This is a genomic window from Flaviramulus sp. (genome assembly GCF_982512915.1).
In genome coordinates this window covers 1-13,737 of record NZ_CEWOCJ010000005.1, presented here as the reverse complement: position 1 = coordinate 13,737, position 13,737 = coordinate 1, and the positions used below count along the sequence as shown (strand labels likewise).

General features: G+C 29.0%; 14 protein-coding genes and 1 pseudogene. 13 read left to right on the top strand and 2 right to left on the bottom strand.

Features of this window, described 5'->3' with window-relative positions; all coding sequences use genetic code 11:
• Positions 1–4: 4 nt before the first annotated feature.
• Positions 5–907 carry a Brp/Blh family beta-carotene 15,15'-dioxygenase gene (locus AC1XJX_RS04800; RefSeq protein ID WP_482002833.1) on the bottom strand — a complete coding sequence of 301 codons (903 nt, stop codon included), beginning with the start codon at positions 905–907 and terminating at the stop codon, positions 5–7.
• 110 nt (positions 908–1,017) lie between these two features.
• Here AC1XJX_RS04800 and AC1XJX_RS04795 point away from each other — a divergent pair, with 110 nt between their 5' ends.
• The 4 genes from AC1XJX_RS04795 (at position 1,018) to AC1XJX_RS04780 (ending at position 4,384) form a co-directional block, all read left to right on the top strand.
• Entirely contained in the window at positions 1,018–1,743 is a 726-nt protein-coding gene (locus AC1XJX_RS04795) for a bacteriorhodopsin-like (protein ID WP_482002832.1), read from the top strand.
• Positions 1,744–2,426: 683 nt separating this feature from the next.
• Positions 2,427–3,374, top strand: coding sequence for an NAD(P)H-dependent flavin oxidoreductase (locus AC1XJX_RS04790; protein ID WP_482002831.1), 948 nt, complete (start codon positions 2,427–2,429; stop codon positions 3,372–3,374).
• Positions 3,375–3,805: 431 nt separating this feature from the next.
• Positions 3,806–4,024, top strand: coding sequence for a hypothetical protein (locus AC1XJX_RS04785; protein ID WP_482002830.1), 219 nt, complete (start codon positions 3,806–3,808; stop codon positions 4,022–4,024).
• A 165-nt stretch (positions 4,025–4,189) separates the two neighbouring features.
• On the top strand, positions 4,190–4,384 hold the full coding sequence (locus tag AC1XJX_RS04780; RefSeq protein WP_482002829.1) for a hypothetical protein: 195 nt from the start codon (positions 4,190–4,192) through the stop codon (positions 4,382–4,384).
• 181 nt (positions 4,385–4,565) lie between these two features.
• Here the strand turns inward: AC1XJX_RS04780 and AC1XJX_RS04775 are convergent, their stop codons facing one another.
• Positions 4,566–4,775 (bottom strand): GNAT family N-acetyltransferase, encoded by a 210-nt coding sequence (locus tag AC1XJX_RS04775; protein ID WP_482002828.1) that lies wholly within the window; start codon positions 4,773–4,775, stop codon positions 4,566–4,568.
• A gap of 297 nt (positions 4,776–5,072) precedes the next feature.
• Here AC1XJX_RS04775 and AC1XJX_RS04770 point away from each other — a divergent pair, with 297 nt between their 5' ends.
• From AC1XJX_RS04770 to AC1XJX_RS04730, 9 genes and pseudogenes are all read left to right on the top strand, one after another.
• Positions 5,073–5,498 (top strand): PaaI family thioesterase, encoded by a 426-nt coding sequence (locus tag AC1XJX_RS04770; RefSeq protein ID WP_482002827.1) that lies wholly within the window; start codon positions 5,073–5,075, stop codon positions 5,496–5,498.
• Complete coding sequence (locus tag AC1XJX_RS04765; protein ID WP_482002826.1) at positions 5,498–6,619, top strand: chorismate-binding protein; 1,122 nt, start codon at positions 5,498–5,500, stop codon at positions 6,617–6,619. The genes AC1XJX_RS04770 and AC1XJX_RS04765 overlap by 1 nt, the downstream gene beginning before the upstream one ends.
• A gap of 51 nt (positions 6,620–6,670) precedes the next feature.
• Positions 6,671–8,431, top strand: a complete 1,761-nt coding sequence (gene menD, locus AC1XJX_RS04760; protein WP_482002825.1) for a 2-succinyl-5-enolpyruvyl-6-hydroxy-3-cyclohexene-1-carboxylate synthase — start codon at positions 6,671–6,673, stop codon at positions 8,429–8,431.
• A 99-nt stretch (positions 8,432–8,530) separates the two neighbouring features.
• Positions 8,531–8,869 (top strand): DUF2853 family protein, encoded by a 339-nt coding sequence (locus AC1XJX_RS04755; protein WP_482002824.1) that lies wholly within the window; start codon positions 8,531–8,533, stop codon positions 8,867–8,869.
• Positions 8,870–8,954: 85 nt separating this feature from the next.
• Positions 8,955–9,797 (top strand): CvfB family protein, encoded by an 843-nt coding sequence (locus AC1XJX_RS04750; RefSeq protein ID WP_482002823.1) that lies wholly within the window; start codon positions 8,955–8,957, stop codon positions 9,795–9,797.
• A gap of 41 nt (positions 9,798–9,838) precedes the next feature.
• Complete coding sequence (gene mnmE / locus AC1XJX_RS04745) at positions 9,839–11,227, top strand: tRNA uridine-5-carboxymethylaminomethyl(34) synthesis GTPase MnmE (RefSeq protein ID WP_482002822.1); 1,389 nt, start codon at positions 9,839–9,841, stop codon at positions 11,225–11,227.
• A 156-nt stretch (positions 11,228–11,383) separates the two neighbouring features.
• On the top strand, positions 11,384–11,800 hold the full coding sequence (locus AC1XJX_RS04740) for a helix-turn-helix domain-containing protein (RefSeq protein WP_482002821.1): 417 nt from the start codon (positions 11,384–11,386) through the stop codon (positions 11,798–11,800).
• Positions 11,801–11,806: 6 nt separating this feature from the next.
• Positions 11,807–12,901: a site-specific integrase gene (locus AC1XJX_RS04735; RefSeq protein ID WP_482002820.1), complete on the top strand. Its 1,095-nt coding sequence runs from the start codon at positions 11,807–11,809 to the stop codon at positions 12,899–12,901.
• Positions 12,901–13,644: pseudogene (locus AC1XJX_RS04730) on the top strand (DUF6617 family protein). Before AC1XJX_RS04735 ends, AC1XJX_RS04730 begins: the two are co-directional and overlap by 1 nt.
• Positions 13,645–13,737: the final 93 nt, after the last annotated feature.

Sequence of the window (13,737 nt, the reverse complement as noted above, 5' to 3'; positions counted from 1 at the left end):
TCATTTATTTGATAGTGCTTTTTTTATGCAAAAACATTTTATTTATAACTAAAGCATGGGGAAAAGTAACCGCTGCAATGAAAGAGAAAAAAATACCGTAAAACATTTTATCATCTTTAAAAAAATAATAAACAATACTAATACCAGCTAGAGATATTATCCAGTAGGGAAATGCATTCATGCAATATTTTATAATTGTTTTTTTATTAAAATCTTCATAAATAAAAGAAACTTGTTCAAATAAAGAGGGAATACTATGCCAAAAAATAAAATATATAGTAAAGCCCCAAATAAGAGTAGATACCTTAAAAATAACAGCAAAAACAACGAAATAAAATAATTCTGTAAAAAAAACAACCAGTAAAGATTTAAAATTATTAATTATTAAGTAAACGTTGAAAATCAAATAAGTTATTAAAGTGATAATAAAGGAATAATTAATTAAGGTATCGGTAATATTATAATTTGCTATAGAGTTAACAATTTCTATAACTTCTTTAGTATTTAGAATGAATAAAGTTTGCAAAACTAATAGCCCATAAATAAAGTAGAAAATATTATAAACAGATTTAGGGAGATTAAGATTTTTATTTTCCCAATGTTGTTCACCAAAATGGAATGCACTAAAAATTATAAAAAGTATTAATGCGATTAGTGGTAAATAATAAAAAATCACAACTGCTGAAAAAACAGTTAATAGATATATAGATAAAATTTTTATTAAAGCACTTTTATGTTGTGTTTTTGATATCGTATTTATTAGCAAGACATCATTCGAACCATGCAACATACCAAACGAAAAAATCAAAATAAATCCTAAAATTATTTCAGTAGTTCCAGATAGGTAGGATGTAATCCATAAACCTACAAAACTTAAAAGAATTGAGATATTATATATTTTTTGCATTGATTTTGTTTATTTTATAAAAATAATTATAAAATTTTATAAAAATAATATTTTTTTTGTTTGATTTTTTTTATATTTGATTGAACAATTAACCATTTAAACAATTTTTTATGACAAATTTATTTTTATTAGGAGACATTACGTCTAAAATGGATCCTACAGATTATGTAGGCTTCACTTTCTTTGTTGGATGTATGGCTATGATGGCCGCTTCAGCTTTTTTCTTTTTATCATTAAGTCAATTTGATAAAAAGTGGCGTACTTCTGTATTAGTTTCTGGACTAATCACATTTATTGCAGCAGTACATTATTTTTACATGAGAGATTATTGGGCTGCTAACATGGAATCTCCTACATTTTTCAGATATGTAGATTGGATTTTAACAGTGCCATTAATGTGTGTTGAGTTTTATTTAATACTTAAAGTTGCTGGAGCTAAATCATCTTTAATGTGGAAAATGATTGGATTATCTGTTATTATGTTAGTTACAGGTTATTTTGGAGAAGCTGTCTTCACAGATCAAGCTGCATTGTGGGGTGCTATATCTGGTGCTGCTTATTTTGTAATTGTATATGAAATCTGGTTAGGAAGCGCTAAAAAATTAGCAGTTGCAGCAGGTGGAGAAGTATTAAAAGCACACAAAATTTTATGTTGGTTTGTGCTAGTAGGTTGGGCCATCTATCCATTAGGTTATATGATGGGTACAGATGGTTGGTATAATAGTATGATACCTGCTGGTAATATTGATGTTGCATATAACATAGCTGATGCTATTAACAAAATAGGATTTGGTTTGGTTATTTATTCTTTAGCAGTAAAAAAGCAAGAAGCATAATTTAGTTAGTATAAAATTTGCTTTTATACAAAACGTCATCAGGCATCTGATGACGTTTTTTTATTTATATAATATAGAGCGTAATGTTTTATTTTGCTCTTTATCAATTTAATAAAAATATTAAATCGATTTACTATCTAAACCAATTTTCAAAATTTTATTATGGCTATTATTTTTTAAACTTATTTGAGAATTTTCTCTATTTGTTTTTAGTAGAGTACGGTAAAATATATCTATCATGATAAATTGTATACCCTTAATAGTATAAAAGATGCATTTTCTAATAAAAGGAGACAACTTTACATTTTTAAAAACTTAGTATTTTTAATATTATAATCATAACTTGTTACAATTTCCCCATTATCTCTGTCTGATGAATCATTTTCAAAAACTTTTATACTAGCGTTGTCGAGTTTTTTAGATTAAATATTATCTGTATAAGTTAAACTATTTAATATCGCTTCTTGCGAATAGTTCAGATTTACAATAATAATGCTAAGAGCACACTAATCATTTAAAATCACACTTCAATCTAGTTATATTTATACTATAAAATAATTTATTTTTTGATATTTAATTTTATTTTCATTTAATATACCATTAAATATTTTGTTTTTATGATCAGGCCCACTTGTTATGCATGCATAATAATTTATTATATTTGTTAAATATAAATTATTACAATGGAAACGAAACTCACAAAACTCTTAAATATAAAATACCCAATAATACAGGCTCCTATGTTTTTGGTTTCTAATACAGCTATGGTAATTGAAGCTATGAAAGGCGGTATTGCAGGTTGTATTCCTGCGTTAAATTATAGGACTTTAGAAGAATTAAAAACTGCTATCCACGAATTAAAAGTAGCTAAAATATCAGGGGGGTCATTTGGCTTTAATTTAATCGTTAACAAATCGAATATTAAATATAAGGAGCAATTAAGAGTTATTTGTGAGGAAGGATGTGATTTTATAATAACCTCTTTAGGGAGTCCTGAAGAAACCATAAAACAAGCTCATAAAGTAGGTATTAAAGTGTTTTGTGATGTAGTTGATTTAAAATTTGCTAAAAAAGTTGAAGATTTAGGTGCAGATGCTGCTATTGCAGTAAATAATCAAGCTGGTGGACACCGAGGTAACTTATCACCTCAGGAATTAACAAGCTTATTAAGTAATGAATTAACAATACCCGTAATATCTGCTGGAGGTGTTGGTTGTAAAGCTGATATTGATAATATGTTAAGTTACGGAGCCGATGGTGTTTCAGTAGGAAGTCCGTTTATAGCATCTATTGAAGCTGGTGTTACTGAGGAATATAAACAAGCTTGTGTGACCTATGGAGCTGATGACATTGTTGTAACGGAGCGTATTTCTGGTACGCCATGTACGGTGATAAATACACCATATGTACAAAAAATAGGTACCAAACAAACATGGTTAGAATCTGTGTTAAATAGAAATAAAAAGCTAAAAAAGTGGGTAAAAATGATTCGGTTTTCTATAGGTATGAATGCTACTAAAAATGCAGCTACAAAGGCTACATATAAAACAGTTTGGGTTGCAGGACCAAGTATCGCCTATACTTCTGAAATTTTACCTATCAGAGAAATTATCAAACGTTTGGTTAGTTAACTAAAGCTACATTTTTAGTTTTGCTTTTTTTTTATTTTTACAAACAAATAAGGCAAAACAAGTACTCATATTTAATCCACCTAAAGAAGCCGCAATAGCTTCACCAGTATCTAAACCTCAATTAAATCTTTCGCTATCATAAATTTCTTTAGCAAATCTGGCAATTGTAGCAGTACCAAAACTATACCAAAAAGCTTTTTTCTTATTCTAAGTTTTTGAGTAAATAATACCGTATGTAGCACCAGAAATTAAAGCGCCAGCTGTAAATTCTTTCTTTTGATCTTCAGTTGATAGTTTTGCATTGGCATTAATAAATCCTAAAAAGAAGATATAGAGAATAGGAATGATATTTTTTAATTTAATTATTTTAGATTTATTCTTTGAAAATCTAAGTTAAAATAGTAATTGTAAAATACCATAATTATTGATTGATGAAAAATTATAAACAAAACTTTGAACTTATAATTGGTGATTCTGCTGATTTAAACAATAAGTTGAAGTTATATTTTAATTTTTATAGTTTTATTGAAATAAAAGATGAAAATAATCACTTAATTTTTCTCAAAAATTATTCATTATTTGATGGTTGGAAAATAAATCCTTTAAAATGGGAAACCAAAATTAATGTTAATCTTATTGAAGAAAATTAGATTAACATTAGTTATAATGTTTTTACTCTAGGGTTTGGATTTTTAACACCAATTGTATTTTCAGAACTGTATGTAAAATTCATAACTAACCTAGGACAATATATAAATTACAATAAAAATTATAAAGAAAGTAATTTAAGGCATGTTAAATTAGCTAAAAAGCGTATGTTAAAGTTTATTGGGTTAGCTTTATTAGGAATATCAATTGGTGGTTATTTAGGATTTGTTTTTTCTGATTATACAGGGTTAAATTTAATTAAGATTCTAGGCCCTATAATAGGAGCAAAAACAACTGAAAAAATGATTAATTACTATTTATTAAAAGATGTATCACAAAAAAATTCAATAAAATTAATTTAGTTAATAACCTTAATATCCCTTAAAAACCTTCATTTTACCAAGTCCCATTCCTCTTTTAAAATCCCATAACAGCAGGTACTTCTTTTAAAACCATCAAGCATTAATATATTTTTACGCAAAAGCCCTTCAAAGGTGCCTCCAATTTTATAAACAGTTTTTCTATAGGTTATGTTACGCTCATCTATTCTAAATTCAACTTTATAAAACCCAAAGTTTCAAAAGCATATTGTACCTTTAAAAACTTCATATTTTTATTTAATCCAGTTCCGTAAAATTGTTTCCAAATCCATGTAGAACCAATTTCTAAAACTTTATTTTTCCAATTTATATTCATAAACCTTGTACTTCCTTCATAGGTGTTTTTTTCTTTATCATAAAAAATAAAAGGCATAGCATTGTTAAGATTTTAATTATCAATAGCTGTTTGCACATAAATTTTTAAATCTTCTATTGTATCAATTTTAGATAGGGAATATTGAATAAGTTTTTCTCATTGAGAAATTTCAGTTAGATGTTTAAAATTCACTAAACCTAAAGGTATTAGTTTTACACGATTATTTTCTAAAGTTGGTGCCTTCATTTTATGGGTTTGCTAATAGTTAAATTTGTCTAAATGAAATAGAAATTTAATACCTATTACCTATGCATTTTGTATTTTTACAAACGCGATTTAAAATACATTTATTATATGCAATTATCTAAAAAAGAGGTGTTGGAAAAGTCTACTAAAGCTTTTAAAAACACCCTAATGGAAACTCTAAATATTGAAATGGTTGATTTTGGTGATGATTTTTTAATTGCCAGAATGCCTGTTAATTCTAAAGTTTATCAACCAGATGGTATTTTACACGGAGGCGCAACAGTGGCACTGGCGGAGAGTGTAGGTAGTTTTGCAGCTCATATTTTTGTGGATACAGATAATTTTTTTGTCAGGGGTATTGAGATTTCTGCAAACCATTTAAAAAGTGTTAAAGAAGGTTTTGTTTATGCTAAAGCTACTTTTTTACATAAAGGTAGAACCACACAATTATTGGATATAAGAATTACAGATGATCATGATAATTTAATTTCTATTTGTAAGCTTTCAACGATTTCTTTACCTAAAAAAAATTAATGACCTCGGAAGCATTTTATTCAAGTGTTGAAATGCAGCACGAAAAACATTTACCATTTGTTGTTTATAGAAAGCCTAATGAAGAAAAGGTTTTTGGTTTACTGCAAAAGGATGATTCACTATTTTGTATTGAAGATTATACGGAAAAAGGCTTTGTTTTTTCTCCGTTTGATGAATTAGAAAAATCGGTTTTAATTCCCGTTGATGCCTCTGAATCTATTAGTTTATCAGTACCAATTGTTATGTCTTCAAAAACAGGAATCTCATCTACAAACGAAAGTCATTCAATAGTATTTAAAGATTTTCATATAAATCTAGTAAACAAGGGTATTGAGGCTATTAACAATGGCGCTTTTAAAAAAGTAGTGTTGTCGAGGCAGGAAATAGTTCAGCTTTCAGATAACAACCCAATCAATATTTTCAAAAGGCTTTTAAATACTTATAAATCAGCATTTGTATATTGTTGGTATCATCCAAAAGTAGGTTTGTGGTTAGGAGCAACACCAGAAACATTACTTAAAATTGATGGTAAACAATTCTCTATTATGGCATTAGCTGGTACACAAGATTATAAGGGTACTTTAGATGTTGTGTGGCAAAATAAGGAAAGACAAGAGCAACAATTTGTAACAGATTTTATTATTGATAACTTAAAACCATCAATTGAAAACTTTAAAGTATCAAAAACAGAAACAGTTAAGGCCGGTAATTTATTACACTTAAAAACCATTATTTGTGCAGAATTAAAGGATAATATGCCATTACTTCACATTATAAGAGCGCTACATCCTACACCTGCAGTTTGTGGTTTGCCAAAATTAGCTGCAAAACAATTTATTACAGAAAACGAGGGTTACTATAGGACATTTTATACTGGATTTTTAGGTGAATTAAATTTTGAAACATTCAAAGCTCCAAGATCTGGAAGACGGAATATTGAGAATAGAGCTTATGCCATTACAAAAAAAATTACGCAGCTCTATGTAAACTTAAGGTGTATGCAAATACAAAATAATCAAGCCGTTATTTATGTTGGCGGCGGCATAACTGAAAGCTCAATTGCAGAGAATGAATGGCAAGAAACCATTTCAAAATCTTTAGTGATTAAAAACGTTTTGTAATTCGCTTAATCACTTCCTATTTATTATTTTTGCAGTAAGATTTAAGTTTACATGACTTACCCGAAAATTCCTCTTGCTCAAACTGTTATTCAGCTTTGTAAAGAAAAAAATATTAAGCACATAATTATATCTCCTGGTAGTAGGAATGCTCCTTTAACTATTGGTTTTATTAATGATACTTTTTTTAGTTGTTACAGCATTGTTGATGAGCGTTGTGCTGCTTTTTTTGCATTAGGAATTGCTCAACAATTGCGAGAACCTACAGCAGTTGTTTGTACCTCCGGTAGTGCACTTTTAAATTATTATCCAGCTATAGCTGAAGCGTTCTATAGTGATATTCCTTTAATTGTTTTATCAGCTGATAGACCCAAACATTTAATTGGGATAGGTGACGGACAAACTATAAATCAGAAAAATGTCTTTGATAATCATATTTTATATTCTGCTAATTTAAAATTGGATTTAAAAGATGAAAAGAACATTCCTGAAAATGAGGAATTACCCATATTAAAAAATTTAGAAGATAAGTTTGAAAGGTTTTTAGGCTTACAAAAAGATATTCAAACTTTTAATGAAGAAGAAATTAACAATGCTATTAATTTTGCAATTGTTAAAAAAGGCCCTATTCACATTAATATACCTTTAGATGAGCCGCTTTATGAAACTGTTGATAAGTTAAGTGTATCTCCTAAAATTTTTGATTCCACTTCAAAACCTAATGAAATTGAAGATTATGTTTTGAAATCTTGTTTTGAAGACTGGAATAATGCTACAAAAAAAATGATTTTAGTAGGTGTTAATTATCCTAACGAAATTGATACAAAGTGGTTTGAAGAATTGGCAGAAGATGATAGTGTTATAGTTTTTACCGAAACCACATCTAATCTGCATCACCCTTGTTTTTTTAATTGTATCGATCAAATTATAGCACCACTAACACCAGACGAACAAAAGCAATTACAACCAGATATTTTAGTAACCTTTGGAGGACTTATTGTTTCAAAAAAAATAAAACAGTTTTTGAGGAAATTTAAACCTCAACAACACTGGCATATAGATAATAAAACTGCTAACGATACTTTTTTCTCATTAAGCAATCATTTAGAAACAACACCGAATGAATTCTTTGAAGCTTTTTTGCCAAAAGTAACTCACTATGTAAAAAGTGATTACAGGGAGATTTTTGATACCATAAAACAAAAAAGATTAAAAAAACATAAAGAATATATAAATAATATTCCTTTTTCAGATTTCAGCGTTTTTGATAAAGTTTTGAAGTCTATACCAAGTAATTATTCACTTCAGGTTAGTAACAGTTCAGCAATTCGATATACACAATTATTCAATTTGAATAAAAATATTGAGGTTTTTTGCAACAGAGGAACTAGCGGAATTGATGGAAGCACATCTACCGCAATTGGTAGTGCTGTTGCAAATAAAAAATCAACGCTTTTTATTACGGGTGATTTGAGTTTTCTTTATGACAGTAATGCTTTGTGGAATAATTATATCCCTAAAAACTTCCGGATTATTGTAATTAATAATAGAGGAGGAGGTATTTTTAGAATTTTACCAGGTCATAAAAACACCGAAAACTTTGATACTTACTTTGAAACAAATCATAAATTTACTGCTGAACATTTATGTAAAATGTTTGGTTTTAAGTACAATAGTGTTATTGATGATGCTTCTTTAAAATCAGCTTTAAAATCATTTTACAGCTCAACCAATCAGCCTAAACTTTTAGAAATTTTCACTCCTAAACATCTAAATGACGAAGTGCTTTTAAATTATTTTGAGTTTATTAAGTAAATATGTGACTTATAAATAATTAATGTTTCTAAAAAATAGTTATATTTATTATAGTTAACTATTAAATAGTTTTTATTAATACATTAAAATGAAATCATTATGAGTAAAAGAGATGAACTTATTGCAAATTATGCTGCTGATTTAAAAGAAAAATGTGGCGTTATTGCAGACATGGATTTATTAACAAAAGTAACAATTGGTTGCGGACCTTCAATTTACAATGCAGATTCTTCAACAGTTTCTGGTTCAGACGAAAAAGAATTAGCTACAGTTAAAAACAATTTCTTGATTAAAAAATTAGGATTAAAAGATAGTCCTGATTTAGATAAAGCTATTGATGCAGTTATTGAACAATATGGAAAATCTAACCGCAATAAGTACAGAGCAGTAGTTTATTATTTATTGACTAAACATTTCAAAAAAGAATCTGTTTATTAATATTAACAGAATAAAATATTTAAAAAGCGTTACAATATTGTAGCGCTTTTTTATTTTAAAAAACTAATATGATTACCTTTGTTGTATGATAAAATTAGGAGAAGTTAATACACTAGAAATACTTCGTGAAACAGATCATGGAGTCTATTTAATTGATAATGAAGATAACGAAGTATTGCTTCCGAATAGATATGTACCCGAAACTTTTAAAATATGGGATAAGTTAGACGTTTTTGTTTATTTAGATAATGAAGAACGCCCTGTAGCTACTACAGATATACCTTATATTATGAAAGGTGATTTTGCTTTACTTCGTTGTAATCAAGTAACTGATTATGGTGCTTTTTTAGATTGGGGATTGGTTAAAGAATTATTTTGCCCATTTAAAGAACAAGCTTTTAAAATGAAACCAGGAGGTTGGTATTTTGTGCATTGTTATTTAGATGAAAAAACGGAAAGGTTAGTAGCCTCAAGTAAAACTAATGGATTTTTAGAAAATAAAAATTTAACCGTTAAGGAATTTGATGAAGTTGATTTAATTGCGTCGCATCCTTCAGATATTGGAATGAACGTGATTGTAAATAAAATCCACACAGGATTAATTTACAAAGACAGTATTTTTAGAGATATTAGTGTAGGCGATAAGTTAAAAGGAATAGTTAAAAAAATACGTACTGGTAATAAATTAGATATTTCATTAGGTCAAATTGGTTATAGAAATATAGAACCAAATGCTAAAAGGATTTTAGAAGAGTTAGAAGATAATAGTGGTTTTTTAAACTTAACAGATAAATCAGATCCTGAAGCTATTAAAAATGTATTACAAATGAGTAAAAAGAACTTTAAAAAAGCCGTTGGAACACTTTATAAAGAAAAAAAAATTGAAATTAAAAACGATGGTATTTATTTATTAAGTAATAACAATTAGAGGCTTTTTAATTTACCAATTTTAAAAAATAATATCAATCCATGATATATAATGATACTATTGTAGCTTTAGCTACGCCCTCTGGCGCAGGTGCTATTGCAGTTATTCGATTATCTGGAAAAGATGCCGTTATATTAGCTGAAAAACAATTTAAATCAGTTTCAGGAAAAAAATTAGCAAATCAAAAAACCCACACTATACATTTAGGACATGTATTAGATGAAAACCGCATAATTGATGAAGTTTTAATATCTGTTTTCAAAAACCCAAATTCTTACACAGGTGAAGATGTTGTTGAAATTTCTTGTCATGGTTCAAACTTTATACAACAAGAAATTATTCAATTATTTTTAAGGAATGGTTGTCGAATGGCAAAAGCTGGAGAATTTACTCTACGTGCATTTTTAAACGGTAAGTTAGATTTAAGTCAGGCAGAAGCTGTAGCAGATTTAATTTCAAGTGATAACGAAGCATCGCATCAAATAGCGATGCAACAAATGCGTGGTGGTTTTTCATCTGAAATAGCAAAACTTCGTCAAGAGTTATTAAATTTTGCATCACTTATAGAATTAGAGTTAGATTTCTCAGAGGAAGATGTGGAATTTGCAGATAGGAAACAATTTAATGATTTAATAGAAAGAATTACCTTTGTCTTAAAACGATTGATAGATTCTTTTGCAGTTGGGAATGTTATTAAAAACGGCATTCCAGTTGCCATAGTGGGAGAGCCTAATGTTGGTAAATCTACCTTATTAAATACGTTGTTAAATGAAGAAAGGGCTATTGTTTCTGAAATAGCAGGAACTACAAGAGATACTATTGAAGATGAAATTTCTATAGGTGGAATTGGTTTTAGATTTATTGACACTGCAGGAATTAGAGAAACTAACGATGTAGTAGAAAGTATTGGAATAAAGAAAACATTTGAAAAAATTCAGCAATCTCAAGTTGTTATTTATTTATTTGATAGCTCTCAATTTGATATACATAGTAAAGAGTTTAAAGTAGAGCTTGAAAAAATTAAAAATAAATATCCTTTAAAACCTCTCATTATAATTGCTAATAAAGTAGATAGTATCGAAGCAACTCAAGTTGAAAATATTAAAAATGAGATACCAGAAATATTGATGTTAAGTGCAAAAACAGGTTTAGGTGTTGAAGAATTAACTAAAAAGCTTTTAAATTTAATTAATACGGGCGCTTTAAGAAATAATGAAACCATTATAACAAACTCCCGGCATTATGATGCTTTGTTAAAAGCCTTTGAGGAAATTCAAAAAGTAAAATATGGTTTAGATACTAATTTATCAGGGGATTTATTAGCTATAGATATTCGTCAAGCTTTATATCATTTTGGAGAAATCACAGGACAAGTGACTAATGATGAATTACTGGGTAATATTTTTGCTAATTTTTGTATTGGGAAGTAACTTACCTTCTTTTGCTTGTTAACTTATTGTTTTTCTTCACTTTATATTCTTTTACTTGTTGCTTATTTGCTCTTTTTTCATTAAATTTGTTGTGTATCTGTTGCCTTAAATACGGATTTGTTGCCCAAATCTGTTGGCAGTAGGATTGGCGAAATGATGCACCATATTGCCCCACGTTGCACCATAACGCTACATAAAGCACCATTTATGAGCAGTAATTTATTCATTCCAAAATCCTGTAAACATTGCGGTAAGGCCTTTACTGCTCGTACTACTGTCACTAATTATTGCGGCGATACCTGTGCGAAGAAAGCTTATAAAGCACGTAAGCGCAATGAGAAAATACAAACTACACTTGATAAGGCTGTGCAACAGCCAAGAGAAATCGTTAATCACTACAATCAAGATGCTGTAAACAACAAGGATTTTTTAAGCGTTACAGAAGCTTCTCAACTCATTGGTGTAAGTAGATGGACCATTCAAAGAATGATTCAACAAGGACGTTTAAAAGCGGTTCCCTTTGGTAGAAAACATATAGTTGCTCGTTGGCAAATTGAAAACCTTTTTAATTGATTTACTATGAAAGTTACATTAAGACAGCGCAAAAAGAATGACAGTATTAGTTTGTATTTGGACTACTACCATAAGGGCAAAAGAAAAACAGAGTATTTGAGATTATATCTTACGCCTAATCCTCAAACCAAAACAGAAAGAGAAGTCAACAAGAAAACCAAGCAATTGGCTGAAACCATTTGTGCACAACGCCAAATTGAAATCCAAAACGGCATTTATGGCTTTCGAGATATTGAGAAGTTAAAAGGAAGCTTTATTACCTATGTTTCAACATTGGTAGAAAAGAAGAATACAAGTGCTGGAAATTATGGCAATTGGAATAGCATGTTAAAACATCTGAAGGCTTTCTGTCCACATGATGTCAGTTTTCAGGATATTGACAAAATATTTGTTGAAAGGTTCAGAGATTATTTGGACAAGGATGCCATTGCAAGAGCAGGAAAAAAGCTTTCTCAAAACTCCAAATATTCCTATTATGGGAAATTCGCAGCTGCTTTAAAACATGCAGTAAAAGATGGAATTTTAAAAATGAATCCTGCCACTGGTGTTGAGTATTTTAAACAAGGGGAACCTCAACGAGAATTCTTAACGCTTGATGAATTACAACGAGCTGCCAATACAGAATGTGAGTTGCCTCTACTAAAGAAAGCTTTTATATTTTCAGCAATAACCGGATTAAGATGGTCAGACATTGAAAAGTTAATATGGTCAGAGGTACAGCATTCTAAAGAAATGGGATACTATATACGATTCAGACAAAAGAAAACAAAAGGAGCGGAAACATTACCTATTTCTGAACAAGCTAGGGAATTACTAGGAGAAGAAGGAGAGCCAAAAGATAAAATCTTCAAAGATTTACATTATAGTGCCTGGTCTAATTTAAAGTTACAACAATGGATGATGAAAGCAGGAATCACAAAAAGTATTACCTTTCATTGCGCGCGTCATACGTATGCAACTTTGCAATTAACTTTGGGTACTGATATTTATACAGTATCAAAATTATTAGGCCATAAAGAATTGAGAACAACCCAGATTTATGCAAAGGTAATCGACGACAAAAAGAAAGATGCCGCCAACCGTATTCAATTGGATTTATAATGAATAACATATTTTCAAATTTAGTTTCCATTACTAAAGGTTTACATCGGGACCATAGGTCAGAAAGAGAATACCAAATCTTACTTCCAGATATAAAGCTAGATTCTATTGCTACAAATGGCATTTTCAAATTAAATTTTAAAAGACCCTTAAGCAGCAAAAAGCAATATTATCAGAAATTGATTTTTAATCAAACTGAAACGGAAATTCTTTCATTTGTCACTGACTTTCCCCAAAATGCAACGATATATGAAAATAAATATACCTACACAGTACTATCGAATAAATTTGATAAGTATCTAAATGATATTGCAAAATACGTTGGTGACAGGGCTATAACGGACGATTTAGGAAATGATGACAATTATATCATCCATTACCTTAAAGTGTCAGCCATAAGGCTATATGTTGAATTGCAAGAGCAATACGGCCAATATTCAGAACACGATTTGTTTACCATTCCAGAAATTGCGGAAAAGTATTTCAATGATGAGGAATTGGATGAATAATTAATTAAAAAAATTAATGTTCCCAAAAAAGAAGTGGTTCAAAAACCTTTGAAACCAGTTAGAAAACCAAAGACGTCATTTGGATTTAAAAGTAATGATACAGCGAAATTATTGACTGTGTTGCGATTAATTAATTTAAAAATTGATTTCTTACAAAAACAAACATCTGTAGAGCAACTTCACAAACTGTTAATCTCGGAAGATTTCATTCAATTAAATTTCAAAATTTATTAAACTAATTTTCAATTGTCACAGTTGTAAATGGATGTAATTATATATCCTTTTTGTTAAAAGTTAAACTTCATAAGACACGTCGGAATACCTAGA